Here is a 24,955-nt window from a genome sequence, read left to right on the forward strand (position 1 = left end):
TTCATTGTGTTTTCTCTACTTCCACTCCACCAACTAGCCAGCGGCCATTCATGTAATGAACTGCGAAGTTGAGTGTCTGACCTTGCATCGCTTCGGTTATGTTAGTTTCTGTCCCTCCTTTAGGGTGACTTATCTGTTCGCCGTGATCGGCGATTACTTTGATTCTGTTGTAATTGTAGCCGTCGAGTTTTTCGTAGTAGGTTAGATCGGTTATGGTTTGTTCCCATCTGTCGGCCCAACCGCCACTGTTGTGGAGCGTGGTGGCATTGTTGATCGTTGATTAGCAGAACTTGCAGCGGTCGTCACTCATGGCGGCGAACTCGGTGGTGTTGCCGGTCATGAAGGCGTAGCGGTAGAGGTCGAGGAAGTAGCCGACGCTGGCTGCTGCGCCTTCGGCGCTGTCCTCGTTCAGCTGCGGGGGCTTGGCGGGGGCGGGTTCGGCCAGGGCGGCGTCGCGCTTGGCGCGCAGCTCAGGGGTCAGGGCCGCTTCGCGGGAGGCGGTCGCACGTGCGTTGGCGTCGGCGATGCCTTTCTCAGCCCGAGCGATCGCCGCCGACGCGCTGGCACTGGCGCTCGCGCTGGCCTCGGCCTTGGCGTCCTTGGTCGAGCAGGCCGCCACCCCCAGCGCCAGAATGCACACCGCCACCAGGCCGGCCGCCGCACGGCGACGCCTGCGACGCACCCCGGACCGGTTGCGCCCAACCACTGACCTCCGGGTACGGGTGGCCGCCGACTGTCGTGGGCGCACGGTCACAGGGGGTCGTAGGGACGCACTCATCACGGAAGCCTCCTCGCCACCGAAACAACTCCTGACACCACCGGAGTGGGCAACGCTGCCCGTCCGGGCGGTGTATTGACATTACCTGCACGGACGCCTCCACCGCCAGACTTTGACCCCGCCCTGTGGAAAACCCCGAACAGGGTCTTTCCGTCATGCGGCAGCCTCAACCTTCTCGTAGGGATGCCGGTGCGCCCTACGTCGCCTGGTCCGGCGGTGCAGGTGTGTCAGCCGCAGGGTGTCGGTCCGCGGCAACCTCGATGAGGCGGGTCATGTCTGCTGGAGACGACTTTGAGGTCTCAGTTCGAGGCCACTCCAGAATCGATAGTGCTCTGAACCGCGCCAATGCGAATATGTTTCCTGAAACAGTCAGTCGAAGTCGTCCCATGCGGACACTGACCCATGTTAGTCACCAAGGCGCGTCCCGCGAATAAATCTTGGTGTGCGCTGTGATGTTATTCTGTCAAGCTGAAAGAAGGATGTGTGATGGAATGATATTCATTCTCATTTTGCTGTCAGAAAATTCTTAAAGTCTTCAAAGGCGTTGGATGCGGGAGTGTGTGAGCATGGAGATGACCCGCTGGGGGGGGTGATGCCCTTGGGTCGCTCGCAGAATCGCACCCTTCTTACAGGAGCAGAACATGTCGGATCGCAATCGCGCCGTGGCGTTCCACGGAATCAACAACATGCAGGTCGACACCCTCGACTTCCCAAAGCTGGAGATGCCCGACGGGCGCAAGGCCCCGCACGGTGTCATTCTCAAGATCGTCGCCACCAACATCTGCGGCAGTGATCTGCACATCTATCGCGGTTCTTTCCCGGTTCCGGACGGAATGGTGATGGGGCACGAGATGACTGGCGAGGTCATCGAGGTTGGTGAGGATGTGGAGTTTCTCCACGAAGGCGACCTCGTCTCAGTGCCGTTCAATGTGGCCTGCGGCCGCTGCCGCAACTGCCGTGCCGGCCGTACGGACGTGTGCGAGACCGCCAACCCGAAGCTCGCCTGCGCGGCCTACGGCTTCAACCTGGGTGACTTCCAGGGCGGCCAGGCCGACTACCTCTTCGTGCCGTACGCGGACTTCCAGCTCCTACGGTTCCCCGACAAGGACCAGGCGATGGAGAAGATTCTCGAGCTGGCCGTCCTCTCCGACATCCTCCCGACCGCCTTCCACGGCCTGATGGAGGCCGGTGCGAAGCCGGGGTCCACGGTCTACCTCGCTGGTGCGGGGCCGGTGGGCCGCTGCGGCGCCGCCGCGGCCCGGCTCCTGGGCGCTTCCTGCATCATCGTGGGCGACCATGACCCGAAGCGGCTCGAGCTGGTTCGCAAAGCTGGTTGCGAGACGATCAATCTGTCCGAGGACGTGCCTCTGACCGACCAGATCGAGGCCGTCCTGGGCGAGCCGATGGTTGACTGCGCCGTCGACTACGTGGGGCCAGAGGCCCATGGTCTGGGCAAAGAGGCCGAGCAGATGCAGCCTGCCGCCGCAATCAACCAGGTCATCGACGCCACTCGCGCCGGCGGCGCGACTGGAGTGATCGGCGTCTACGGTCCCGACCCGATTGCTGAGACCAAGGCGGAGCAGGAGGGCACCTTCCCGATCGACTTCGGCAAGGCCTGGATCAAGTCGCCCCGGATCACGGCTGGGCAGGCGCCGATCATGCGCTACAACCGCCAGCTCATGATGGCGATCCTGTGGGACCGGATGCCCTGGCTGCGTGACATGCTCAACCCGAGGGTGATCAGTCTTGATGAGGCGCCCAAGGCCTACGAGGCCTTTGATAAGGGCGAGGACGTCAAGTACATCATCGACCCTCACGGCATGATCGCGGCTTGATCCACTCTCCTGCCGCCATGCCGAGGGCCACGGGTGGAGACGGCTCCGCCTGTGGCCCTCGCTGCGGGTGGGGGCGAGAACCGCTGTCCGGGGCGCCCCCGGTCTTCAGGCGAAGACGACGGTGCGGTGACCGTTGAGCAGCACCCGGTGCTCGGTGTGCCAGCGCACCGCCTGCGCCAGCACCCGACGCTCGACGTCCTGGCCCTTGGCCTGCAGCATGGACACTGAGTCCTCGTGCCCGGCCCGCGTCACGTCCTGCTCGATGATCGGCCCCTCATCGAGGTCCGCCGTCACGTAGTGCGCCGTCGCCCCGATGAGCTTCACCCCGCGCTCGTGCGCCTGGGCGTAGGGGCGCGCCCCCTTGAAGGACGGCAGGAACGAGTGGTGGATGTTGATGACGCCCCCGTGCAGCCGCTCGCACAGGGCGGGGGAGAGGATCTGCATGTAGCGGGCCAGCACCACCAGCTCGACGTCGAGGGAGTCCACCAGCCCCAGCAGCTCGGCCTCAGCCGCCTCCTTGGTCTCCTTGGTGACCGGGATGTGGTGGAAGGGCACCTCGTAGAACTCGGCGACGTCCCGCAGCGTCTCGTGGTTGCCCACCACGCCGACGACGTCGACCGGCAGCCCCTGGCTGCGCTCTCTGAAGAGCAGGTCGGTCAGGCAGTGCCCCTCCTTGGAAACCATGATGAGGGTGCGCATGGCTCGCCCCACCTCATCGAGGCTCCACTCCATCTCGTACTCGCCGGCCAGCTCGGCCAGGTCCTTCTCCAGCTCCACGCGTGACACGGTGGTCAGCACCTGGACCCGCATGAAGAACAGGCCGGTGGAGGAGTCCCCGAACTGCTTGGACTCGGTGATGTTCCCACCGCGGCGCGCCAGCGTGCCGGTGACCGCGTGGACGATGCCCGGGCGGTCGGGGCAGGACAGGGACAGGACCAGGTGGGCAGCGGAGTCGGGTTGCGCCGTGGAATGAGCCATGGCCTCAGCCTAACCGGGACCGCCCCGGCCGTAGAAACGGCTCAGGTGCTGGTCCCGGCTCGGCTGCATCTCATGGTCCGGCTCAGCCCTGCCGGGCCTTGAGGCGGGGGTTCTTCTTGTTGATGACGTAGGTGTGGCCGCGGCGTCGGACCACCTTGGACCCCGGCTGCTTGGCCAGGGACCGAATCGAGGCACGAACCTTCATGTCGGCTCCTTTCCTTCTTCGTGTCCAGTGAGGGCGGTGAGAGATCGACGGGGAGAGGCTTGGGTACCCCGCCTGTGCGCCTACCGCTTGCGCTTGCCGTAGCGGCGCTCGAACTTCTCCACCCGGCCGGCCGTGTCCAGGATGCGGCCCTGGCCGGTCCAGAACGGGTGCGAGGCGCTGGAGACCTCGACGTCGTAGACCGGGTAGGTGTTGCCGTCCTCCCACTCGATGGTCTCCGACGACGTCAGGGTCGAACGGGTCAGGAAAGCGAAGTCAGCGGACTTGTCACGAAAGACGATGGGCTGGTAGCTGGGGTGGATCCCAGGGCGCATACGAGCTCCTTGGATGTGGGTGGAGATGGGGGTGGATGTGAATACTGACGTGGTGAACGGGTGCCGGCGGCGGGGCTGCGAGGGGGCCGGCTGTGACTGCGGCGCGCTGTGAGGCCCGGCGGGCGGGGACTCGCAGCCCGCGCCCGCCTACCAGGAGGACTTGACGATGCCCGGGAGCTCGCCGCGCAGCGCCATCTGGCGGAAGCGCACCCGCGAGGTCCCGGTGACGCGCAGGTGCCCGCGCGGCCGACCGTCCACCGCGTCTCGCCGACGCAGGCGAGTGGGGGAGGCGTCTCGCGGCAGTGCGTGCAGCGCCGCCATCGCCTCGTCGCGCTCGTCCTGGCTCAGGTGAGGGTTGACCGAGGCCCGCTTGAGCTCGGCGCGACGCTCGGCGTAACGCTCCACCACCTGCTGGCGCCGCAGCTCGGCGGCGATCTTGGACTTCTTGGCCATCAGCGCGACTCCTTGTACTCCACGTGCCGGCGCACCACCGGATCGAACTTGCGCAGCACCAGCCGGTCGGGGGTGTTGCGGCGGTTCTTGCGGGTCACGTAGGTGTGGCCCGTCCCCGCGGTGGAGACCATCTTGATGATCGGTCGCAGGTCCTTGCCCTTGGCTCCGCTCATGACAGCTTCTCCCCTCGGGCGAGCATCTGAGCCACGACGACGTCGATGCCCAGTTTGTCAATGGTGCGGATGCCCTTGGCGGACACCGTCAGGCGCACGGTGCGCCCCAGGGACGGCACCCAGTAGCGCTTGCGCTGCAGGTTGGGATCCCAGCGCCGGGGCGTGCGCTTGTGGGAGTGGGAGACGGACCGACCGAAGACAGGCCGGGCCCCCGTGACTTGGCAGTAGGTGGTCATGACGAGCATGATATAAGAATGATTCTCAGTTTCGTCAACTCTGCTGGAGGACCTCGTGACCGATCCCTCGGATGACTTTGCCGGCAACCTCGCTGACATCCCCGGCTCCCCGGCCGACGGCCGGCACACCCTGGCCGTCATCGGCGCCGTCGACCCCGCCCTGCTGGACCTGGTCGACCTCGCCCTGGCCGGCCAGGACGCCGTCGTCATCCGCGCCGGGCTCCACTTCGCCGCCGACGACGAGACCGGGAGCAGCGACGCCGACGACGACCTGGTCCGGCTCGTCAGCCACAGCTCGGCCGAGGGCTTCGACGACGAACCGGTCAGGCTCGACGTTCCCATGCCCTCCACCTGCCCCACCTGCTCCCTGCGGGAGGTCCTGGCCGCCGTCGCCCAGGACCGCGCCGCCCAGGACCCGGGCGGCACCACCGTCATCCTCCTACCGGCGGCCATCGAACTCGCCCACCTCCTGCCCGGCCTGGCCGAGGAGCTCGCCGGCACCGGCGTCAGACTGGCCGGAGCCGCCCACGTCCTGGACGCCACCACCGCCCTGGACGAGCTCCTCGAGCACCGCCAGCTGAGCGCCTTCCCCGGCGACTCCCGCTGCACGGGCGCCGTCCACCTGACCAACCTCGGATACGCCGACCTCGTCCTGGCCCTGGGACGCGATGAGGACCCCGCCGGGGCCGACCTCATCGAGCACCTGCGCCCCCACGACGCCCTCCTGCTCCCGGGCCTCGACGCACCCCTCCTGGAGACCCTCACTGCCCTCACCCACGACGTCGCCGCCTCCTTGAGCCGCATCCACCCCGCCACCACCAGCGCCTGGGGCGGCCCCGACGAGCACGGCGTGTGGACCCTCGACCTCAGCGCCTCCCTGCCCTTCCACCCCGAGCGCCTGCGCTCCCTCGTCGTCGAGCTCGCCGGTCAGGGCCTGTGCGCTCGCGGCTGCTTCTGGCTGCCCAGCCGCCCCGGCCGGGTCTGCACCTGGGAGGTCGCCGGAGGCGCCGTGAGCGTCGGCGACGCCGGAACCTGGGCGGAGGTCCCGGCCGCCCCCTCCGGTGCCGACGACGACACGGCCGGCGAGCCCCGCTGCCACCTCGTGGTCACCGGCGTCGGGGACGAGGAGATGCGCGAGCAGGTGCGCCGCGCCTTCTCCCGGATCCTCCTGCGCCCCGAGGAGATGGCCCAGGCCCTGGCCTGGATCGGCGCCGACGACGGCCTGGGCGACTGGTTCGGGCAGGAGGGCTGAGCGCCCGCTGCCGCCGTGCGAGCCCCACCCCGAGTAGGCATGAGGCGGCACGGGGAGACGCCGGGCTGCACTGTGCGCTAGGGGACGGCGCGGCTGTGCTCCGGCACGGTAGGGTGTTCCTGTCGCGACTGGCGCCGGGTGGATCACCACCGGGGAGCGGCACGAACACGACTCCGGGGTCGCCCGCCTGGGCCACGGATCGCCCACCAGTGCGCGCACGCCGCCTGCTTCAGCGCGGAGTGCGCCTCACACCTGAGGAGAGACATGACAGCGCAAGCCGTCACCCCGTCCCTGAACCAGCCCCTGGCCGAGCTCGACCCCGACATCGCCGAGGTCCTCACCGGTGAGCTCACCCGCCAGCGCGAGACCCTGGAGATGATCGCCTCGGAGAACTTCGTTCCCCGTGCCGTCCTGGAGTGTCAGGGCTCGGTCCTGACCAACAAGTACGCGGAGGGCTACCCGGGGCGCCGCTACTACGGCGGCTGCGAGGTCGTCGACGTCGCCGAGTCCCTGGCCATCGAGCGCGCCAAGGCCGTCTTCGACGCCGAGTGGGCCAACGTCCAGCCCCACTCTGGCGCCCAGGCCAACGCTGCCGTCCTCCACGCCCTGGCCACCCCCGGCGACACCCTCCTGGGCCTTTCCCTGGCCCACGGCGGCCACCTCACCCACGGCATGAAGATCAACTTCTCCGGCAAGAACTACCACGCCACCGCCTACGGCGTGGACGAGACCACCATGCGCATCGAGATGGACCAAGTGCGCGAGGCCGCCCTGCGCGAGCGCCCCACGGTCATCATCGCCGGCTGGTCGGCCTACCCCCGTCACCTCGACTTCGCCGCCTTCCGCTCCATCGCCGACGAGGTCGGCGCCGCCCTGTGGGTCGACATGGCCCACTTCGCCGGACTCGTCGCCGCCGGCCTGCATCCCAACCCCGTCCCGCACGCCGACGTCGTGTCCACCACCGTCCACAAGACCCTGGGCGGCCCCCGCTCCGGCATGCTCCTGTCCAGCCGCGCCGAGCAGTGGGGCAAGAAGCTCAACTCCGCCGTCTTCCCCGGCCAGCAGGGCGGCCCCCTCATGCACGTCATCGCCGCCAAGGCCGTGGCCATGAAGATCGCCGGCACCGAGGAGTTCCGCGAGCGCCAGGAGCGCACCGTGCGCGGCGCCGCCATCATCGCCGAGCGCCTGGGGGCCGACGATGTCAAGGCCGCCGGCGTCAGCCTGGTCACCGGTGGCACCGACGTCCACCTGGTGCTGGTGGACCTGCGCGACTCCTCCCTGGACGGCCAGCAGGCCGAGGACCTCCTGCACACCGCCGGCATCACGGTCAACCGCAACGCCGTCCCCTTCGACCCGCGTCCCCCGCGCGTCACCTCCGGCCTGCGCATCGGCACCCCCGCCCTGGCCACCCGCGGCTTCGGTGACGCCGAGTTCACCGAGGTCGCCGACATCATCGCCGCCACCCTCGTCCACGGCGCCGCCGGCACCGCCGACGACGAGACCCTGGCCGCCCTGCGCGGTCGCGTGCGCGCCCTGACCGACGCCTTCCCCCTCTACCCGGGGCTGGCCCAGTGAGGGCTCCCTGGAACGGGGCGGCCCGGGTCCTGGACGGCAAGGCCACGGCCGCCGCCCTCAAGGCCGAGCTCAAGGAACGCGTGACGGCACTGCGCGAGCGCGGCGTCACCCCCGGCCTGGGCACGGTCCTGGTGGGGGAGGACCCCGGCAGCGTCAAGTACGTCGCCGGCAAGCACGCCGACTGCGCCGAGGTCGGCATCCTCTCCATCCGCGAGGACCTGCCGGCCACCGCCACCCAGGCCGAGGTGGCCGCCGCCGTCGACCGCCTCAATGCGGATGACGCCTGCACCGGCTACATCGTCCAGCTCCCGCTGCCGGCGGGCGTGGACACCAACGCGATCCTGGAGCGCGTCGACCCGGCCAAGGACGCCGACGGCCTGCACCCCACCAACCTGGGGCGCCTGGTGCTGCGGGCCTCGGGGCCCATCGACTCGCCCCTGCCCTGCACGCCGCGCGGCTGCATCGAGCTCATGGAGCGCCACGGCATCGACCTGGCCGGCCGCAACGTGTGCGTCGTCGGCCGCGGGGTCACGGTGGGCCGCTCCATCGGCCTGCTCCTGGGCCGCAAGGACGTCAACGCCACCGTGGACATCTGCCACACCGGCACCACGGACCTGGCCGAGCACGTGCGGCGGGCCGACGTCGTCATCTCGGCGGCCGGCAGCCCCGGCATCATCACCCCGGAGATGGTCGCCCCCGGCGCCGTCGTCCTGGACGTGGGCGTCTCGCGCGTCGTCGACCCCGCCACCGGCAAGGGCCGCATCGCCGGTGATGTCGCCGACGGCGTCGACGAGGTGGCCTCCTGGCTCTCGCCCAACCCCGGCGGCGTGGGCCCCATGACCCGCGCCCTGCTGCTGGCCAACGTGGTCGAGACCGCGGAGCGCTCGCTCTGAGGGACGTCGCCGCTCGCCCGACCGGCCGATAACCTTGAGGCCATGACGGACGAGTCCCACGGCGCCCATCCCTCCCATCCTGACCACCCCACCCGTCCGGCTGAGTCGGCAGGCTCCCCGAGCTCTTCGGGACCTGAGCCGACTCAGCCGGAGGTGTGTCCGCCGGCCCCTGCGGACACGGCGCCTGTGTCGCCCTCGCCGGAGGCGACCGGCTCCCAGGACCCGCAGCCGCACAGGACCGGCCTGCGGCGTCGGACCCTCATCCTCGGCGCGGCCGGTGCCGGCGCCCTCATCGTGGGGGGAGCCATCCTGGTGCGCTGCACCACGGGGCGCCGGAGCTCGCCGACGCCCACGGCCACCGACTCGGCGGCCTCAGCCGCCTACCGCCCCGCCTACCACTACAGCCCCGCCACGGGGAATCTCGCCGACCCCAACGGCCTGGTCCTCTACCAGGGCGAGTACCACCTCTTCCACCAGCAGGACGGCACCTGGGGCCACGCGATCAGCTCGGACATGGTGCGTTGGAAGCGCCAGGGGACGGCCCTGGATCACGACGCGCAGGGCCTGGCCATGTCCGGCAGCTGCGTCGTGGACGGGGCCGACACCTCCGGGCTGGTCACCGGCGGCGGCATGGTCGCCGTCTACACCTCCACCGAGGGCGGAGAGGCCCAGTCCCTGGCCTACTCCACCGACCGGGGGAGGAGCTGGCAGCGCTTCTCCGGCAACCCCGTCATCCCCAACGACGGGCGCAAGGACTTCCGTGACCCCAAGGTCTTCTGGCACGAGGACTCCAAGGCCTGGATCATGATCGTCTCCGCCGGGGACCACGTCTCCCTCTTCCGCTCCACCGACCTCAAGGCCTGGAGCCACGCCAGTGACTTCGGCCAGGGCATCGGCTCGCACGCCGCCGTGTGGGAGTGCCCCGACCTCTTCCCCCTGACCGACTCCAGCGACGGGCGCACCCGCTGGGTCATGACCCTCTCGATCGGCGCCAACGAGGAGACGGCAGGCTCCACCGCCCAGTACTTCATCGGCGACTTCGACGGCTCCGTCTTCTTCCCCGAGGACCGCGACACCCGCTTCACCGACGTCGGCCAGGACTTCTACGCCGCCCAGAGCTTCGAGCACGTCGAGGGCCGCCGCGTGTGGATGGCCTGGCTGGGCAACTGGAACTACCCCTACTCCCTGCCCACCGGCGACTGGCGCGGTGAGATGAGCATCCCGCGCGAGCTGTCCCTGACCACCATCGGCGGCAAACGCACCCTCGTGCAGAAACCCGTCCCCGAGCTCGACGCCCTGCGCGGGCGGGCCACCGACCTCTCCGGCCGCCAGGCCACCGACACGGTGACGGCTCTGGGCACGGGCCGCACGGTCGAGATCGACCTGACGCTGGATATCTCCCAGGCCTCCGAGGCCTGGCTGGGACTGGCCCGCGGCACGGTCGACGGCAAGACCCAGGAAGTGCGCGTCGGCGTCAACGTCTCGGCCGGCACCCTCTACCTCGACCGCACCGACGGCGGGCTCACACAGGTCGACGGCAAGGACGAGGGGACCACCACCGACTTCGCCCTGCGCCGCCAGACGCAGTACCGCCCCACCGGCTCCACAGTGCGTCTGCACCTCTACCTGGACCGCTCCAGCCTCGAGGTCTTCGTCGACGACGGCGCCACCGTCGGCAGCCTCCTGGTCTTCACCGCCCCCTCCTGCCAGGAGATCGTCCTGGGCGCCAAGGGCACGGCCACCATCACGTCGGGAAGCCTCACCCCCCTGGCCGCAGCCCTGTAAGGACGCCGCAGGACGCTTCGACGACGAGGAGGTGGGGCCGCCGGACGATTCCGACGACCCCACCTCCTGCTCAAGCAGTGACGCTCGGGGCGGCGCCTACTTCAGGCGCTGCGGGCGGGTGTCACCGCCGTTGGAGCGGGCCCGGTCTGAGGGGATGTCCGCGAAGCCCCCCAAGCCGTTGGTGCCGTAGGTGCGGTCCACCGAAGTGGTGTCCCCGGAGATGTTCAGCTTCACCGTCGGGGCCAGGGAGCCTCCACGCACCGGGTTGCCGTCCTTGTTGCCGCCGATGGAGTCGATGAAGGACTCCACCAGGCCGCCGGGCATGACGTAGTGCGAGTAGGACTGGAAGGTGTACGGGCTCTGGTTGAAGTCCGGCGAGTAGGGCTTGCCCGGGTTGAAGTTGAGGTTGATGGGGTTGCCCAGCGCGATACCCGTGTTCTGGTTGAGTGGCTTGTAGTCGCTTCGCAGCCCGTCGCCCACGAAGCCGTAGACGCCCTCAGGGCCCTGGAGCCCGTCGGCATAGGTCTCCCGGTGCGAGATCGTGAACAGGTAGTACTTGCCGTCCTGGAAGTAGATCTGGGGCCGCTCAGTCTGATCGTTGACGCAGTTGCCGCTCAGCAGCGGAGGCAGGTACTCCCACTGGGTCATCGCCTTGTTCTTCGCCCGGGCCAGACCCACGTTGGCCAGCTGGTAGCGGCCGCCGCGCTGGTTGACCGCCTCGACCGTCTCGGCCTTGGGATCGCCCTGCTCGTAGCCGAGGTCCTCCGCGGTGCAGGTGGCCAGAGTGGTGTTCTGCCCGGCCTTGGCCGCGGCGTCGACGTACTGCTGCTCACGCACGAAGGCCGAGTTGCCCTCGAAGACCATGTACTCGGTGGGGTCCGAGGGGTTGTTCTGGTCACGGAAGGTGAAGGGGTCGCGGAAGTTCACGCCCGGGTTCTGCTCGCGGGTCTGGTAGTACTTGCCGTCCGGGACGAGCAGCTGGTGCTGGGTGCGGAAACCGGTGAGCCACACGCCGTTCTCGTCAGCGTAGATGCGCCCCTCGGACTGCACGATCCGCGGGTCGTAGGGCTTGGAGGCCGCGTTGTTGCCGTCCTGACCGTAGCCCTTGTCGCCACTGCCACCGGTGGAGGTGTTGTAGAAGGCCACCGAGGTGTAGAACATGCGGATCTTGTTGCCCTCCATGAGGCGGGCCGAACCGGACCACTCGGTCTGGGCCGTGAAGCTCTGATCCTCGAAGATCGAGCCGGAGGCGCCGTCGGGGAAGACGTGCCCGCCGTAGATCCAGCCGCCGTTGGAGCTGCCTGCGCCGTCGGCCGAGGAGGTCTGCGTGCCGGCCTTGCGGTAGAAGAAGCCCAGTCGCGCGTGGGTGTGGCGGTCATCGAAGGTATAGCCGGCGTGCCGGTCGGCCACCAGGGAGAAGGCGATCTCCCAGCCGTTGTAGGAGATCTGGTGGGCGGCTTCATCGGTCAGCGTCCAGGTGTCCCACACCCACACGTCCTCGCTCGTGGCCGGGAAACCGTTGGAGATCTCCGGCATCGTGAGCTGCTCGGGCATCGAGTTGGTGCCCGACGGCGCATTGGGGTTGGAGACGCGCTGGATCTGCATGGCGTCGGCACGGGTCCACTTGGCGGTGTAGTCCTCCTCGACCCCGTGTGCCGCACCGGTGTGCTTGGTGGCGTTAGCCCAGCCGGGGTTATCGGCCTTGAATCCCTTCGCGTTCTGGGCCGCGGCTCCGCCGGCGGCCTGCTGGTCGCTCTGGCCCGCCTGTGCCTGCTCGGTGGGGCTCTGGCTCGCCTGCGCCTGGTTGGCAGGGGACTGGTCGTTCTTCTGGTCCGCTCCCGCCTCGGGCGAGGCCTCGGCAGTAGCGGTGGCGGTGGGGGAGGTGCTGGGGGAAGGTGCCTCATCGGCGAGCGCAGTGGTGCCGGACCCGGCCACCAGGAGTCCGAGCGTCAGCGCCACGGCCAGTCGTCTGCGACGGGCGCGGAACGAAGTGTGTGTCACGGTCATTGTCCGTACTGTCCTTACTCATGAGGGATGAGGGTGTCAGTGCGCCGTGAGCCTTTGTTATGTGATCTCCCAGGCCCAACCTTAGGAGAACCTGGGGGCGGAGGAATAGGTCTTTGGACCGCTCTGTCAATATCGGGACACTGCCACCAAAGACGTAGCCCCTGCATTCTCAGGGTTTCTTGAGGTTTTCGGCACTTTGGTGACATAGATCACAAGCAAAGGTCTTATCGTCCGGTTAGTCTTGAACGCGTTCTCCGTGAGCTGTTCGGTCTCCCATGCCTGTCGGTTCAGGTGGTCGCTCAACGCTGGGCGGCCCCGTGTCTAACGGAGATCCTGTGAGTATCATTCCCATCCGTCTGCGACGGTTATCCGCACCAACATCCGCTCTCCTAGCTGCGCTCGCCCTGGCTGCAGCCGGTCCGGCTGTGGCCGCCCCGGCATCGAACACAGCCGGGCAGTCCACCACCTCCCTGCGCAACACCTCCACGGTGAGCGCTCAGAGCCTCGCCCAGATGGTCGCCGGTCCGAAGGCGACAGTCTCCAACGCATCCGTCTCCGGCAAGGACGTCCAGATCGGCACGGTCAAGGGACTGCCTGGTGACGGCAACGCCATCACCGAGGGGGTCGCCCTATCCACCGGCTCCCTTATCGACCCCGATCCCACCGCCGACTCCGACACCGACATCACCCGCTCCGCCGTCCTGGGACCCAACGACGCCCTGGACACCACCGGTGACTTCGGCGTCGTCGAGGACCCGGCGGGACTGGCCAAGGTAGCCGGCACCGACGTCTACGACGAGGCCGTCCTGGAGTTCGACGTCACCGCCACCAGCTCAAACATCGTCCTCTACTACAGCCTCGGCTCCGAGGAGTACGCCGGCGCCACCGAGGGCACCCCGGCCTCCTGGCAGTCGCGCGGATACAAGGACCCGCTGAGCATCCAGGTCAACGGCACCGAGTGCGCCCACGTCCCCGGCACGCAGACGGCCGTGAGCGCCGCCTCGATCAACGAGTCCTCCAACGCCGCCTACTACACGGCCAATGTCTCGGGACACACCCCGGGACAGATCCCCGTGGAGTTCAACGGCTACACCTCCGCCCTGCCCTGCCAGGCCTCCGTCACCCCGGGGCAGAAGGTGCACGTGCGCGTGGCCATCGCCGACGCCCAGGACGGTCAGCTCGACTCCACGGTTCTCCTGCGCACCCAGGGACTGGGCTTCACCGACAAGCCGATCACCGACCCCTGCACCGCCAAGACCGGCACCTGTGACATCCCCAGCAACGGCAAGGGTTCCAACGGGAACGGCTCCAACGGGTCGAACAACGGCAAGGACTCCGCCACTCCGCCCGGGCAGGGCAAGCCGGGCGTGACCGACTACAGCGCCGCCTCGCCCACCGCGAACCCCAAGAAGACTGTGGCCGGTCTGCCCCTGACCGGAACCCAGGCGCTCTTCCTGGGAGGCATCGCCCTGCTGCTCCTGGCCGGCGGCGGTGTCGCGCTCATGCTGCGCCGTCGGCGCCTGACCGGCTCTGAGGCCGGCTGACAGGAACTGCGACCAGCAGACGGCTGACGGGGCGGATGAGGAGAGCCTCATCCGCCCCGTCAGTCTGTGTCTGCGGCTCACCGCTGCTGGGCGCTTAGTCCTCTTCCGGCCGGGAGTCGCGACGCGCCGCCAGCTCCTTGGCCAGCATCGCACAGCCCAGGATGCACAGCGGCATGGAGGCCAGCCACAACAGGGTGCTGACGCGGGACAGCAGCGAGGTCTGAGCCAGCACGGGCAGGACGGCGGCGATGACGATAACCGCCATCCACGCGCCGACTCGTCGGGCGCTGCGCGGCGCTCGGGCGTCGTCGGGTTCCATGGCCCGATCCTCTCACCCGGTGATCTCGAACCTGCGCTCATCCAGGCAGCCGGCGCGCAGGTCGGTGACGGTGAGCCGGCGCACCGAGGCCCACCGCGGGCCGCGCCTCAGCCACGCGATCAGCCGGCCCACGGCCTCCGGCTCGCCCTGGGCCATGACCTCGACGTCGCCGTCGGGCAGGTTGCGGACCTGCCCCACCACCCCCAGCTCCTGGGCGGTGTAGGCGCAGTGGTAGCGGAAGCCCACCCCCTGGACCGTGCCCTGGACCAGGACGTGAACGGTTCTCACGGTGCTGGCACTCATACCGGCGTCGCTCATGACCCTATCGTCTCAGGCTCAGGGCCGAGCGCGTAGGCTTGCCGCCATGCGTATCGCCACCGTCAACGTCAACGGCATCCGGGCCGCCGCCCGCAAGGGCATGGGGGAGTGGCTCTCAGCCTCCGCCCCCGACATCCTCCTGCTCCAGGAGGTCCGGGCCGACGAGCAGATCGCCGTCGACCTCCTGCCCGGCTACAAGGCCGCCATCTGGCCCTGCCGCATCAAGGGACGTGCGGGCGTGGGCGTCGCCGTGCGCGAGGGCGGCTCCGCCACCCTCGGCGAGCTGCGCTACGGCGTGGCCGCGCCCGGCACCGAGGAGCCCGACGTCGACTCCGGCCGCTGGCTCGAGGCCGACCTGAGCCTCACCGGCTTCGACGGTCTCGAGCGGCTCACCGTCATCTCCGCCTACCTGCACTCGGGCCAGCTGGGCACCGAGAAGATGGACCAGAAGTACGCCCACCTCGAGCTCGTCGACGCCCGCATGGCCGCGCTCCTGGCCGCCGCCCGTGATGGTGGGCCCCAGGTCGTCATGGCCGGGGACCTCAACGTGGTGCGCTCCGAGCGTGACATCAAGAACTGGAAGCCCAACCACAACAAGATCGCCGGCGTCATGGACGAGGAGATCGCCCACCTGGAGGGCTGGTTCGCCTCCGGCTGGGTGGACGCCTCGCGTCACCTCGTGGGGGACGAGGAGCAGGGGCCCTACACGTGGTGGTCCCAGCGCGGTAAGGCCTTCGACAACAACACCGGCTGGCGGATCGACTACCAGGTCCTCACCCCCGCCCTGGCCGAGCGGGCCCACAGCGTCACCGTGGACCGGGCGCCCGACTACGCCTCGCGCTGGTCCGACCACGCCCCGCTCGTCGTCGAGTACCGCTGAAGACGCGGCTGACCTTTTCGGAGAGCACGTCGGGGTCGGGTGCCTGTTCGGCCCGACCCCGACGGCCTCTCAGTAGCGGATCGCGTCGATCGGCCGGATGCGGGTGGCCACGATCGCCGGGATGATGCCCGCCAGCGCGCCCACGGCGGTGGCCGCGACCAGGCCGATGACAGCCGCCACCATGGGGAAGGGCGGGGTCGTGGTCACCGGGATGCCCAGGAAGGCGCTCAGCGGCATGAAGCGCATCCCCACAATCGCGATCCCGATGCCGACGACGCCGGCGACCACGGTGGCCACCACCGACTCCAGCATGATGGAGAAGAAGATGCGTCGGCTCGTCGCCCCGAAGGAGCGTCGCACCCCGATCTCGTGGATGCGTTGACGCACGGTCACCAGTGAGATGTTGACCAGGCTCAGGGCCCCCAGCAGCATGACGAACACGCCGGCGGCCGTGACCACCTGGGTGAAGGTGTTCGCGCTGGAGCTGAAGCCGCCGCCCTGGAGGTTGTCCTCGGCCTGGGTCGAGCCCTGACCGAAGCGCGCGTCCAGGTCCTTCTTGGCCAGGCTGGCGACCTCCTTCGCACCGTCCTGACCGGCCCAGATCTCCAGCGTGGGGGCGGGGCGGGCGGCGTCCTTGGGCAGCCAGTGCTCATAGGGCGTGTTGAGGGCGAAGGCGGTCACGGGCTGGGTGCACGGCAGGCCCGCGTCCCGCTCGGGGTCGCCGCTGCAGCCCATGAGGGAGAGGTCCTCCGCCTCCAGGACGCCGACGATCGTGAAGGAGGTCTGCACCGGGGAGAAGGAGGTGATGGTGACCGGCTCGGTGAGCTGCTGGATCCCCAGCGCGTCGAGGAAGCCCTGGGTGACGACCATGCTCGGGGAGAGGTCGTCCTCGTCCTGCGCGGTGAACCAGCGCCCCTGGGAGACGGTCTTGTGGTGCAGGAGCCCGTAGCTCAGGCTCACGGTCTGGGTGGGCACGCTCCGAGCGCCGTCGGGGAAGGAGAAGCGCACGTTGGAGGTGTAGGTCGTCGCCCAGGACTTGACCTCGTAGCGCTCGACGAAGCTGTTCATCGCTCCCGAGATCTTCGCCGCTGTCGCAGCGCTGGTCGTGGAGCCTCCACCCCCGCTACCAGCGCCCCCTGCAGCGCCCGCACGACCTGCGCCGCCGGTACCGCCCGCACCGTCGCTGCTGCCGCCGCTGGCACCTGAGTCTGCGGCGCTCGACTCGGGGACGTCGTCGGCCTGGAGGGCCTGGTCCAGGCCCTTGCCGGTGGGGCTGACGTTGATCGTCACCGTGCCCGGGCGGCCGGTGTACTTCTCGCTGACCTTGTTGATGGCGTCGACGGAGACCTGCCCCAGGGCGATGACGAAGGTCATGGCCGCCACCGCCGCCGCCACGCCCACCAGCGACAGCAGGACCCTCAGCTTGCCGATGCGCAGCTGGGCCCAGGCCTCGACGATGGCGCCGAAGAATCCGGTGAGAATGCCGTTCATGAGGCTCCTTCTTGGCTGGTGGGCGCCGACGGGTAGGGGGATGCCGGAGGGGTGGTGACGACCTCACCGAACTCCTCCAGGCTGCCGACCTTGCGACGCATGACGGAGATCGGGGTGAGGGTGCCGTGATCGAGCCGGTACTGGGTGTGGGCGCGGCCGGCCACGGCCAGGTCGTGCGTGATGATGATGAGGGCGGCACCGTTCTCGGCGCACTGACGCTCCAGGAGCGTCATGACCGAGTTGCCGGTGTCGACGTCGAGGGCGCCGGTGGGCTCGTCAGCCAGGATGACGCTGGGGCGGCGCGACAGCGCCCTGGCGATGGCCACCCGCTGCTGCTCGCCTCCCGACAGACGTGAGATGGGTGAGCCCACCTTGTCTCCCAGGCCCACGGCCTCCAGCAGTTCGGCGGCCCGTGCGCTGCGGGTCCAGAAGGCCCTGCCGGTGTCGTACAGGAGGGGCGCTGCCACGTTCTCGGTGGTGGTCAGTCCCGGGATGAGGTTGAAGGACTGGAAGACGAAGCCGAAGGTCTGCCCCCGCAGGTGGGCGCGGCGACTCTCCCCGAGCCGGGAGGTGTCGGTGCCCGAGAGCGTGTAGTGCCCCGACGTCGGTTTGTCGATGAGTCCCAGGATGTTGAGCAGGGTGGACTTTCCCGTTCCTGAGCGTCCCACGATGGACACGTGCTCACCGGGGGAGACGCTCAGGTTGACTCCCGTGAGGATCTGCAGGGGCTCGGAGTCGGGAACGGTGAAGGTGCGGGTGATCTCCCGCAGCTCCAGCAGCTCGCTCACAGGATTTCCTTGCCTTCGGAGTCGTAGCAGGCGGAGTTGTCCGGCTCGCAGGTGTCCGGCGTCCCGGTGCGGCGCGTGTCCTTGTTGGGGACGAACTGCAGGACCTGCTGGTCGGCCTTGAGGCCGGCGGTGATCTGGATGTTCGTACCGTCCGTGATCCCCAGCTTCACAGCGGTCTTGACCGCCTTGGAGGCGTCCCCGGACTCGGGCACCAGCCACACGAAGCCCGAGCCGACCTTGCCCTCCACGGCGGTGACCGGAACCATCAGGGCCTCTGAGGCGCTGCCGGCGTCAACGCTGATGGTCACCGGCATACCGGCGAAGACCTTCTGGTCGCCGGGAACCGCGCAGCGCATCTCCACGCTGGTGCCGTCACCGGAGGTGGTCGTCGTCGAGCCGTCCCCACCGGTGGTCGTGGAGGTGGAGGCCTTGGTACCGACCTTGAGGTTGTTGCACTGGAAGGGCGCTGGGCCTCCCTCCAGGGTCAGGGTCGCGGCAGTGGGAGCGTTGGTGAGCCGGTACTGCTGCGCGGCGCTGACGGTCCCAGTGGCCGAGTAGGTCGCGGGGGTGATGGTGGCCACGACGACGCCGACGCCGGTCTCCTGCTGCTTGAGGACCTTGGGGGTCACGGTGCCGCTGACGGGGGCGTAGATCGTGGACCAGGTGACCTTGTCCTCGGTCGGGGTCTGGGTGACGTTGCCACTCTCGTCGGTCTTGGTCACCGGGGGCTGGGACTCGGAGTGCTTGATGTAGAGCAGCGGGTCGCCGGCGCTGACCTGGCTGTCCTTCTCCACGGCGACCGAGTCCACGACGCCGGCCAGGTCGGCCTGGACCTCGACCGTGGCGTCCTGAACGATGTGCCCCTTGACCGAGACCGTGTTGGAGATGTTGCCTTTGGTCACGGGGACGGTCTTGACGTCGGCGGCGTAACCCGGGGAGATATCAGCGGTCGTACCGTCGCTCTGCGAGGGGAAGAAAGCGATCTTCACCAGGGCGACGGCGACAATCACCGCGATGAGAGTCTTGAGGGCGGGCCAGACGAAGCGCTTCACGGCGTCCTCCATGGAAGGCAACGGGATCAGAACCGGGTAGGGGCCCGGGCTTCTGATTAATACGCGCAGAGACTACGGCAAGAGCGGTTGTCTGACCTCATCCTGAAGGAGGAACGCTGATGGCTCTCTCCGACCATGGTTGGAGAGAACCGTCAGCGTCAGGTGCGGGGCTCAGTGGTGCTTCGGGCCGCTCAGGCGAGCCTCCCGGCCGGGGCGGCGGGAACCGCGTCGAGGAAGGCCGGCGGGTTGAAGCCCTCGCGCTGGTAGGCGTCGGCCACGGCGCGGGCCACGTCGTGGACGGCGTCGGCCTCCACCAGGGCGATCGCCGAGCCGCCGAACCCGCCGCCAGTCATACGCGCCCCGTGGGCGCCGGCGGCGCGGGCCGCCTCCACGGCGACGTCCAGCTCGGGGCAGGTGCACTCGTAGTCCACGCGCAGTGACTCGTGCGAGGCATCCATGAGCCTGCCTGCCTCGGCGAGCTTCTCGCCGCGCAGGGGGCGTCCGTCCTGCAGGAGCGCCACGAGCCGGCGGGTGCGGTCGATCTCGGTGACGACGTGGCGGGTGCGCTTGACCAGCTCGTCGGTGTCGTCGCCGTCGGCGGCCGCGAGGCGCTCCAGGGCGCCGGGCAGGTCCTCGATCGCGATGTCCGCCAGGAGTTCCACCCCGAGGAGCTCGGCGGCGCGCTCACAGGCGGCTCGCCTGGCCCCGTACTGGCCGTCATCCAGGGAGTGCTTGGCCTTGGTGTCGATGACCAGGAGGGCCAGGCCCTCGGCGGCCAGGTCGAAGGGCACGTGGGTCACCGAGCCGTCGCGGCAGTCCAGCTCCAGGGCGTGGCCCTCGCGGCAGCGCAGGGAGGCCGACTGGTCCATGCCGCCGGTGGGGGCCCCGGCCATCTCGTTCTCCGTGCGCACGCAGTTGGTCACCAGGCGGGCGCGCCCGGCGTCGTCGGGCTCCTGTGCAGTCCCGGCCAGGCCCAGGTGCGCGACCTCGTCGATGGCGACGGCGGCCGAGCACTCCAGGGCCGCTGAGGAGGACAGTCCGCCTCCCAGGGGCACGCAGGAGACGAGGGCGGCGTCGAAGCCGGGCAGGTTCTCGAAGCCGTCGCGCTCCAGGGACCAGGCGACGCCGGCGATGTAGGAGGCCCAGTGCTCCACCTCCCCGGGGGTTCCCTTCGGGCCGATCGTGTCGAGGTCCATGACGTCGGCCTTCTCCCGGGTCTGGGGGGAGACCAGGCGCACGACGCGGTCCTCGCGGCGCCGCAGTGCCAGGTGCGCCCGGTGGGGCAGGGCGATGGGCAGGGCCAGGCCGCCGTTGTAGTCGGTGTGCTCGCCAATGATGTTGACGCGTCCGGGGGCGTACCAGACGCCGTCGGGCTCGGCCTCGAAGACCTCCCGGAACAGGGCGGTGGCGGCCTCGGCGCCCTCTTGGGGGCTCAGTGCAGGGGCGAAGACGGGAGCATCGTTGGTCATCGTGGTCTCCTGTGGTGGGTTGTTGTGGGTGAGCGGACAGGCTGTGGAAGGGAAAGGCCGGTGGGACGGGGTCAGGAGGCGATGGTCAGGCGGGTGCCGGCCTGCTTGAGCGCGTCGACGACGTCGGTGTCGGGCTCGGCCTCGGTCACCAGGACCCCGATGTCGCGGGTGGCGCAGAAGGATCGCAGCCCCAGGACCCCCCACTTGGAGGAGTCCAGCGTGGCCACCACCGTGCGCCCGGCGGCGACCAGCGCCTGGTTGGCGGAGGCCTCCTGCAGGTTGGGGGTCATGAGCCCGGCCTCGGGAGTGAAGCCGTGGGCGCCCAGGAAGACCCACTCCACACGCATCGTGCTCAGTGCGTCGATGGCCACCAGCCCCACCAGGGCGTTCGACGGCGTGCGCTCGCCGCCGGTGATGACCACCGTCGGGGCGTCGCGGTTCTCGGCGCGGGCGGCGTCGGCGGCGTCGAAGAGCACCTGCGCGGCGGGCAGCGAGTTCGTGATGACGGTCAGGGTGGGGAAGTGCTCCAGCTCGGTCAGGGCCTGGGCGAGCGCCAGCGTGGTGGTCCCGGCCGACAGCGCCAGGGAGTCCCCCGGGCGGACCATGGCGGCCGCGGCCTGACCGATGCGGCGCTTGGCCTCCAGGTTGAGGGTCGACTTGGCGGTGAATCGCGGCTCGAGGGTGGTGGGGCCGGCGGCCACCGCCCCGCCGTGGACGCGCTCGACCAGCCCCTGGGTGACCAGCTCGGTGATGTCACGGCGCACGGTCATCTCCGAGATGCCCAGCTCCTCGACGACGTCGGCCACCCGGACCCCGCCGGTGGCCGCGACCCGTTCCAGGATGTGCTCCTGGCGCTGACGGGCGAGCATCGGGGCCGGGCGGGGCGATCCGACGGCGGAGGCTGAGGGGCCGGGTTGCATGGGGACAGTCTGCCAGACCTCGACGTCGAAAACGCCATGTCCGCACGTTCCCGCACAGAGTCGCACAGACGGTGGCGGTGCTGGCGTCCGTTCCACCCGTTCGGTCGGTCATGGCACACTTATCCCGCTCGTGCCGCGCCCCCGGCTGGGATAACAGGGGCGTGACACGGTAATGTGTCCGGGTCACCCTCGTGGTCATGCGTTCTCCGGACGCAGGAACTCACATCAGCCCGATCAACCAGTCATCCCGTAGGAGTCCAGGAGCCATGCAGATCCCCGCACCAGACGCGCACCAGTGCGTCATCGGTGTGGCCATCGCCCTGCCCTCCCACTACGCCGCCCAGGTGAGGGCGGTGCGGGAGGCCGCGGGGGATCCTCTGGCCGAGGTCGTGCCGCCCCACATCACGCTGCTGCCGCCCACGGCCGTCGACGTCGACTCCCTCGACGAGGTCAAGCGGCACCTGCGCAACGTGGCTGCCGGGACGAGCCCCTTCGAGGTGCGGCTGGACGAGGTCGGCACCTTCCGGCCCGTCAGCCCCGTGGTCTACCTCGGTCTGCGCAGCGGCGCCGAGGAGTGTGACCGTCTTCAGGTGCGGGTGCGCGACCGCCGGGGACCCCTGGCTCGTTCGCTCAGCTTCCCCTTCCACCCGCACGTGACCCTGGCCCACGAGATCGCCGAGGACGGCCTCGACACCGCAGCCAGAAAGGGAGCTGACCTCACCATGGACTTCACCGTCACCGAGCTTCACCTCTACCGCCACCGCAGCCGGCCCGCCAGCCACGGCGGTGGCCGGTGCCCGGCTTCGGAGGGTGGCTGGGACGTGGTGGCCGCCTTCGCCTTCGGAGGCTCCCTCGCCGCGGACGTCTCCGCCGGCACTGAGCTGCCCGAGGCGCCGATGGTCCCGACGACTCCGGTGGTCTCGCTGTGATCGAGCGCGTCAAGGAGCTGCTGGAGGCCGGGCGGCGCACGCGGATCGGCCGGGCCCTGATCCGCTACGGCACGGCGCGTGGCGCGCTCATGGCCGGAGGGATCGCCTACACGGGCATGTTCTCGGTCTTCGCCGTGCTCGTCATCGGCGTGAGCATACTCATGGCGATGCTCGGTCGGTACCCCACCATCCGGGGGGCCGTCGTGGACTCCATCAACTCCCTGCTGCCCGGTGTCATCGACACCGGCAACGGCAAGGGGCTGGTCTCGGTCGAGCAGCTGACGCTCTCCTCGGCGCTCAACCTGGGATCGGTGCTGGCGGCCGGGGCCTTCCTCTATTCGGTCATCAGCCTCATGGGTACCCTCAAGATCGCCTTGAGAGCCATGTTCGGACTGGTCAATCCCGTCATGAGACCGGTGGTCGGGCAGCTGGCGAATCTCGCGGGCTTCCTCGTCATCGTGGCCGGAGTGCTGGTGACGGCCGTGGCCTCGGTGGTGACGACGACACTGTCGGGCAGTGTCGGCCGCTCCCTGGGCCTGCCGCAGTCGCTGACCGGAACCGGGGCGTGGGTGATGACGCTCCTGCTCTCCTTCCTCATCGACACCGGTGTCCTGGCGCTCCTCATCACCATGTGCGGCATCCGCCCTCCCCGACGCGACCTGCTGCAGGGCTGCATGCTGGGCGCCTTCGCCCTGGGCGTGCTGCGCCAGGTGGGGACCGGGGCGGTCGGCTCGGTGACGCGCAACCCGCTGCTGGCCTCCTTCGCGGCCATCGCCGTCCTCATCCTGTGGCTGCACCTGACCAGCCGCGTCGTGCTGCTCGTGGCGGCCTGGATGGCCAACCCGCCGCTGCCCCGCGACGTCGACCACCCCGACGAGGTCCACGCCCACGAGCGCCCCAACTACGTGACCCTCTCCGTGCCCGAGACCCTGGCCTGGCCCCGCCAGTCCATCACCGGCAGCCTTGAGGCGGACCCGACGGCGCACCCCGACTACGTCCCCCCGGTGCCGATCCCCTGAGGGGCGGGTCCCGGCGCTGCCTTGAGCCCGACCTGGTGAACAGACAGCGGACCGGGACGATAGCCTGTGGCGGTGACTGACACTCCTGGCAACCCCGGCGGCTCCACTCGGGTCGCAGATCTCAGCGGCTCGGCTCCCTGCGGCGGCTCAGCCCCGGCCGTCCACGCCATCATCCCCGCCGGCGGCGCGGGCACCCGGCTGTGGCCGCTCAGCCGACGCCGGCGCCCCAAATTCCTCCTCGACCTCACCGGGACCGGCCGCAGCCTCCTGCAGGACACCGTCGAGCGCCTCACCCCCCTGACTGCCACCACCACGGTCGTCACCGGTGTCGCCCACATCGCCGCCGTGGCCGACCAGCTCCCGGGCATCCCGCGCGACAACCTCCTGGCCGAGCCCTCCCCGCGCGACTCCATGGCGGCCATCGGCCTGGCCGCCGCCGTCATCGCCCACCGCCACGGGCGAGACGCCGTCGTCGGCTCCTTCGCCGCCGACCACACCGTGGCCGACCGGGCCGCCTTCGCCGACGCCGTTCGCCAGGCCGCCCGTCTGGCCGAGCAGGGCTGGGTGGTCACCATCGGGATCGAGGCCACCGGCCCCTCGACCGCCTTCGGCTACATCCACGCCGGCGACCCCACCGAGGTGCCCGGGGCCCCCGACGGACGCCGGGTCCTGGGCTTCACCGAGAAGCCCGACGCCGACACCGCCGCCGCCTACCTGGCCACCGGCGACTACCGCTGGAACGCAGGCATGTTCGTGGTCCGCGCCGGCGTCCTCCTGGACCACCTCGCCGAGCTCAGGCCCCAGCTGGCCCAGGGCATCGAGGCCATCGCCGCCGTCTGGGACGCCCCCGAGCGCGAGGAGGTCCTGGCCGAGCGCTGGCCCGCCCTGGAGAAGATCGCCATCGACCACGCCATCGCCGAGCCGGTGGCCGCCGCCGGGGGAGTGGCCACTGTGCCGGTCTCCATGGGCTGGAACGACGTCGGCGGATTCGACGCCCTGACCGAGCTCGTCCCGCCGCGCACCCAGGGGCCGGCCACCGGTGCCGGAGTGCTCGACGACACCGGCGGCTCTACCGGCGCCGCCGGCGACGCCGCCCCCGCGACCCCCCGCGCAGAAATCCGGGCCCTTGACTCCGACGGCGCCCTCATCGCCTCCACCTCCGGACGCACGGTGGTGCTCCTGGGAGTGCCGGGTGCCGTCGTCGTCGATACGCCCGACGCCCTCCTGGTCACCACCCCCGAGCACGCCCAGGACGTCAAGAGCGTCGTCGACGCCCTCAAGGCGGCCGGCCGAGAGGACCTGCTCTAGCCGAACCACTGCACCGGGGACCGTCTTGTCCCCTCGACTTCTGAAACGCCCACGCGGGCGTGATTCCGGGTATGGCTGGCCGCCCCGAAGGCAATGGTGGGTCGATGGAAGAGGTCCGGCGTCTCGCCAATGTCCATGGCGCTGACATTAGCTCCGCTCTGGCGCCGCACGCCGAGGACAAACCGCGGAATTCCAACGATCCTCACCGGCCGCTTCCGTGGCGGGTTCGCTAATGTCAGCGCTGTGGACACTGGGCTGCCTTCGGCGTCGGCTCAGCGGGGTTCTCGCGGCGCAGCCCGACGCCCTCACCCCAGGTTCGACCCCACTGGCCCTGCTCGGCTCCTGATCGAGGCCTGGAGGTTGTGGTCCGACGTCGGCTCCGGCCCGGGGCTTGTGAGAGCCGCCCCTACTCCACG

The 24,955-nt window shown here is 69.6% G+C and carries 24 protein-coding genes, 1 pseudogene and 1 riboswitch; of the genes and pseudogenes, 10 read left to right on the forward strand and 15 right to left on the reverse strand.

What is annotated here, in order from left to right:
* Window position 1: 1 nt before the first annotated feature.
* Window positions 2-646 (reverse strand): annotated as a pseudogene (locus FK267_RS13865) (DUF6318 family protein).
* Window positions 647-1,419: 773 nt separating this feature from the next.
* On the opposite strand from FK267_RS13865, the gene FK267_RS12205 reads away from it, so the two are divergent.
* Window positions 1,420-2,613 carry an alcohol dehydrogenase catalytic domain-containing protein gene (locus FK267_RS12205; protein ID WP_075377785.1) on the forward strand — a complete coding sequence of 398 codons (1,194 nt, stop codon included), beginning with the start codon at window positions 1,420-1,422 and terminating at the stop codon, window positions 2,611-2,613.
* A gap of 105 nt (window positions 2,614-2,718) precedes the next feature.
* On the opposite strand, the gene purU is transcribed toward FK267_RS12205, so the two are convergent.
* The 6 genes from purU to rpmB form a co-directional block, all read right to left on the reverse strand.
* A complete protein-coding gene (gene purU, locus FK267_RS12210; protein ID WP_141407358.1) occupies window positions 2,719-3,591 on the reverse strand; it encodes a formyltetrahydrofolate deformylase in 873 nt (290 codons plus the stop codon).
* A gap of 82 nt (window positions 3,592-3,673) precedes the next feature.
* Window positions 3,674-3,796 (reverse strand): type B 50S ribosomal protein L36, encoded by a 123-nt coding sequence (gene ykgO, locus FK267_RS12215; protein ID WP_003782012.1) that lies wholly within the window; start codon window positions 3,794-3,796, stop codon window positions 3,674-3,676.
* Between the two features lie 80 nt (window positions 3,797-3,876).
* The gene (locus FK267_RS12220) at window positions 3,877-4,128 is read right to left on the reverse strand and encodes a type B 50S ribosomal protein L31 (RefSeq protein ID WP_141407359.1); all 252 of its coding nucleotides are present in this window, start codon (window positions 4,126-4,128) and stop codon (window positions 3,877-3,879) included.
* Window positions 4,129-4,275: 147 nt separating this feature from the next.
* Complete coding sequence (gene rpsN / locus FK267_RS12225) at window positions 4,276-4,581, reverse strand: 30S ribosomal protein S14 (RefSeq protein WP_141407360.1); 306 nt, start codon at window positions 4,579-4,581, stop codon at window positions 4,276-4,278.
* A complete protein-coding gene (gene rpmG / locus FK267_RS12230) occupies window positions 4,581-4,754 on the reverse strand; it encodes a 50S ribosomal protein L33 (protein WP_003789591.1) in 174 nt (57 codons plus the stop codon). Before rpmG ends, rpsN begins: the two co-directional genes overlap by 1 nt.
* A complete protein-coding gene (gene rpmB / locus FK267_RS12235) occupies window positions 4,751-4,990 on the reverse strand; it encodes a 50S ribosomal protein L28 (protein ID WP_003789593.1) in 240 nt (79 codons plus the stop codon). The genes rpmG and rpmB overlap by 4 nt, the downstream gene beginning before the upstream one ends.
* Window positions 4,991-5,045: 55 nt before the next feature.
* Here rpmB and FK267_RS12240 point away from each other — a divergent pair, with 55 nt between their 5' ends.
* The 4 genes from FK267_RS12240 (at window position 5,046) to FK267_RS12255 (ending at window position 10,495) form a co-directional block, all read left to right on the forward strand.
* Entirely contained in the window at window positions 5,046-6,242 is a 1,197-nt protein-coding gene (locus FK267_RS12240) for a CobW family GTP-binding protein (RefSeq protein ID WP_141407361.1), read from the forward strand.
* Between the two features lie 114 nt (window positions 6,243-6,356).
* A riboswitch (ZMP/ZTP riboswitch) is annotated at window positions 6,357-6,442 on the forward strand.
* Window positions 6,443-6,506: 64 nt separating this feature from the next.
* Entirely contained in the window at window positions 6,507-7,817 is a 1,311-nt protein-coding gene (glyA, locus tag FK267_RS12245) for a serine hydroxymethyltransferase (protein ID WP_141407362.1), read from the forward strand.
* Window positions 7,814-8,710, forward strand: a complete 897-nt coding sequence (locus FK267_RS12250; protein ID WP_003789598.1) for a bifunctional methylenetetrahydrofolate dehydrogenase/methenyltetrahydrofolate cyclohydrolase — start codon at window positions 7,814-7,816, stop codon at window positions 8,708-8,710. The genes glyA and FK267_RS12250 overlap by 4 nt, the downstream gene beginning before the upstream one ends.
* 42 nt (window positions 8,711-8,752) lie before the next feature.
* Window positions 8,753-10,495 (forward strand): glycoside hydrolase family 32 protein, encoded by a 1,743-nt coding sequence (locus FK267_RS12255; RefSeq protein ID WP_141407363.1) that lies wholly within the window; start codon window positions 8,753-8,755, stop codon window positions 10,493-10,495.
* Between the two features lie 96 nt (window positions 10,496-10,591).
* On the opposite strand, the gene FK267_RS12260 is transcribed toward FK267_RS12255, so the two are convergent.
* On the reverse strand, window positions 10,592-12,502 hold the full coding sequence (locus FK267_RS12260; RefSeq protein WP_075377777.1) for a glycoside hydrolase family 68 protein: 1,911 nt from the start codon (window positions 12,500-12,502) through the stop codon (window positions 10,592-10,594).
* Window positions 12,503-12,837: 335 nt separating this feature from the next.
* On the opposite strand from FK267_RS12260, the gene FK267_RS12265 reads away from it, so the two are divergent.
* Window positions 12,838-14,046 carry a choice-of-anchor L domain-containing protein gene (locus FK267_RS12265; protein WP_075377776.1) on the forward strand — a complete coding sequence of 403 codons (1,209 nt, stop codon included), beginning with the start codon at window positions 12,838-12,840 and terminating at the stop codon, window positions 14,044-14,046.
* Between the two features lie 94 nt (window positions 14,047-14,140).
* Here the strand turns inward: FK267_RS12265 and FK267_RS12270 are convergent, their stop codons facing one another.
* Entirely contained in the window at window positions 14,141-14,365 is a 225-nt protein-coding gene (locus FK267_RS12270; RefSeq protein ID WP_075377775.1) for a hypothetical protein, read from the reverse strand.
* Between the two features lie 12 nt (window positions 14,366-14,377).
* Window positions 14,378-14,683: an acylphosphatase gene (locus FK267_RS12275; protein WP_075377774.1), complete on the reverse strand. Its 306-nt coding sequence runs from the start codon at window positions 14,681-14,683 to the stop codon at window positions 14,378-14,380.
* Between the two features lie 46 nt (window positions 14,684-14,729).
* Here FK267_RS12275 and FK267_RS12280 point away from each other — a divergent pair, with 46 nt between their 5' ends.
* Window positions 14,730-15,563: an exodeoxyribonuclease III gene (locus tag FK267_RS12280; RefSeq protein WP_075377773.1), complete on the forward strand. Its 834-nt coding sequence runs from the start codon at window positions 14,730-14,732 to the stop codon at window positions 15,561-15,563.
* A 69-nt stretch (window positions 15,564-15,632) separates the two neighbouring features.
* Here the strand turns inward: FK267_RS12280 and FK267_RS12285 are convergent, their stop codons facing one another.
* The 5 genes from FK267_RS12285 to FK267_RS12305 form a co-directional block, all read right to left on the reverse strand.
* Window positions 15,633-17,054 (reverse strand): ABC transporter permease, encoded by a 1,422-nt coding sequence (locus FK267_RS12285; protein ID WP_141407364.1) that lies wholly within the window; start codon window positions 17,052-17,054, stop codon window positions 15,633-15,635.
* Window positions 17,051-17,842, reverse strand: a complete 792-nt coding sequence (locus FK267_RS12290; protein ID WP_141407365.1) for an ABC transporter ATP-binding protein — start codon at window positions 17,840-17,842, stop codon at window positions 17,051-17,053. Before FK267_RS12290 ends, FK267_RS12285 begins: the two co-directional genes overlap by 4 nt.
* Window positions 17,839-18,906: a permuted SH3 domain-containing protein gene (locus FK267_RS12295; protein WP_141407366.1), complete on the reverse strand. Its 1,068-nt coding sequence runs from the start codon at window positions 18,904-18,906 to the stop codon at window positions 17,839-17,841. Before FK267_RS12295 ends, FK267_RS12290 begins: the two co-directional genes overlap by 4 nt.
* Window positions 18,907-19,085: 179 nt before the next feature.
* Window positions 19,086-20,363: a galactokinase gene (galK, locus tag FK267_RS12300; protein ID WP_141407367.1), complete on the reverse strand. Its 1,278-nt coding sequence runs from the start codon at window positions 20,361-20,363 to the stop codon at window positions 19,086-19,088.
* A gap of 71 nt (window positions 20,364-20,434) precedes the next feature.
* Window positions 20,435-21,232 (reverse strand): DeoR/GlpR family DNA-binding transcription regulator, encoded by a 798-nt coding sequence (locus FK267_RS12305; protein ID WP_141407417.1) that lies wholly within the window; start codon window positions 21,230-21,232, stop codon window positions 20,435-20,437.
* A gap of 317 nt (window positions 21,233-21,549) precedes the next feature.
* Here FK267_RS12305 and FK267_RS12310 point away from each other — a divergent pair, with 317 nt between their 5' ends.
* The 3 genes from FK267_RS12310 (at window position 21,550) to FK267_RS12320 (ending at window position 24,539) form a co-directional block, all read left to right on the forward strand.
* Entirely contained in the window at window positions 21,550-22,212 is a 663-nt protein-coding gene (locus FK267_RS12310) for a 2'-5' RNA ligase family protein (RefSeq protein ID WP_141407368.1), read from the forward strand.
* Window positions 22,209-23,231 carry a YihY/virulence factor BrkB family protein gene (locus FK267_RS12315; RefSeq protein WP_075377767.1) on the forward strand — a complete coding sequence of 341 codons (1,023 nt, stop codon included), beginning with the start codon at window positions 22,209-22,211 and terminating at the stop codon, window positions 23,229-23,231. Before FK267_RS12310 ends, FK267_RS12315 begins: the two co-directional genes overlap by 4 nt.
* Window positions 23,232-23,297: 66 nt before the next feature.
* Window positions 23,298-24,539, forward strand: a complete 1,242-nt coding sequence (locus tag FK267_RS12320; RefSeq protein ID WP_141407369.1) for a mannose-1-phosphate guanylyltransferase — start codon at window positions 23,298-23,300, stop codon at window positions 24,537-24,539.
* The last annotated feature ends 416 nt before the right edge of the window (window positions 24,540-24,955 follow it).

The sequence above is a fragment of the Actinomyces oris genome (assembly GCF_006546825.1).
Lineage (GTDB): Bacteria > Actinomycetota > Actinomycetes > Actinomycetales > Actinomycetaceae > Actinomyces > Actinomyces oris.

What these genes read in the sequence shown, in the direction of transcription:
- FK267_RS12285 (WP_141407364.1), bottom strand. Translation starts at nt 17,054, where the DNA reads ATGAACGGCATTCTCACCGGATTCTTCGGCGCCATCGTCGAGGCCTGG.
- FK267_RS12295 (WP_141407366.1), bottom strand. Translation starts at nt 18,906, where the DNA reads ATGGAGGACGCCGTGAAGCGCTTCGTCTGGCCCGCCCTCAAGACTCTC.
- FK267_RS12260 (WP_075377777.1), bottom strand. Translation starts at nt 12,502, where the DNA reads ATGACCGTGACACACACTTCGTTCCGCGCCCGTCGCAGACGACTGGCC.
- FK267_RS12280 (WP_075377773.1), top strand. Translation starts at nt 14,730, where the DNA reads ATGCGTATCGCCACCGTCAACGTCAACGGCATCCGGGCCGCCGCCCGC.
- FK267_RS12275 (WP_075377774.1), bottom strand. Translation starts at nt 14,683, where the DNA reads ATGAGCGACGCCGGTATGAGTGCCAGCACCGTGAGAACCGTTCACGTC.
- ykgO (WP_003782012.1), bottom strand. Translation starts at nt 3,796, where the DNA reads ATGAAGGTTCGTGCCTCGATTCGGTCCCTGGCCAAGCAGCCGGGGTCC.
- glyA (WP_141407362.1), top strand. Translation starts at nt 6,507, where the DNA reads ATGACAGCGCAAGCCGTCACCCCGTCCCTGAACCAGCCCCTGGCCGAG.
- FK267_RS12305 (WP_141407417.1), bottom strand. Translation starts at nt 21,232, where the DNA reads ATGCTCGCCCGTCAGCGCCAGGAGCACATCCTGGAACGGGTCGCGGCC.
- FK267_RS12220 (WP_141407359.1), bottom strand. Translation starts at nt 4,128, where the DNA reads ATGCGCCCTGGGATCCACCCCAGCTACCAGCCCATCGTCTTTCGTGAC.
- rpmB (WP_003789593.1), bottom strand. Translation starts at nt 4,990, where the DNA reads ATGACCACCTACTGCCAAGTCACGGGGGCCCGGCCTGTCTTCGGTCGG.
- galK (WP_141407367.1), bottom strand. Translation starts at nt 20,363, where the DNA reads ATGACCAACGATGCTCCCGTCTTCGCCCCTGCACTGAGCCCCCAAGAG.
- purU (WP_141407358.1), bottom strand. Translation starts at nt 3,591, where the DNA reads ATGGCTCATTCCACGGCGCAACCCGACTCCGCTGCCCACCTGGTCCTG.
- rpmG (WP_003789591.1), bottom strand. Translation starts at nt 4,754, where the DNA reads ATGAGCGGAGCCAAGGGCAAGGACCTGCGACCGATCATCAAGATGGTC.
- FK267_RS12205 (WP_075377785.1), top strand. Translation starts at nt 1,420, where the DNA reads ATGTCGGATCGCAATCGCGCCGTGGCGTTCCACGGAATCAACAACATG.
- FK267_RS12310 (WP_141407368.1), top strand. Translation starts at nt 21,550, where the DNA reads ATGCAGATCCCCGCACCAGACGCGCACCAGTGCGTCATCGGTGTGGCC.
- FK267_RS12255 (WP_141407363.1), top strand. Translation starts at nt 8,753, where the DNA reads ATGACGGACGAGTCCCACGGCGCCCATCCCTCCCATCCTGACCACCCC.
- FK267_RS12270 (WP_075377775.1), bottom strand. Translation starts at nt 14,365, where the DNA reads ATGGAACCCGACGACGCCCGAGCGCCGCGCAGCGCCCGACGAGTCGGC.
- rpsN (WP_141407360.1), bottom strand. Translation starts at nt 4,581, where the DNA reads ATGGCCAAGAAGTCCAAGATCGCCGCCGAGCTGCGGCGCCAGCAGGTG.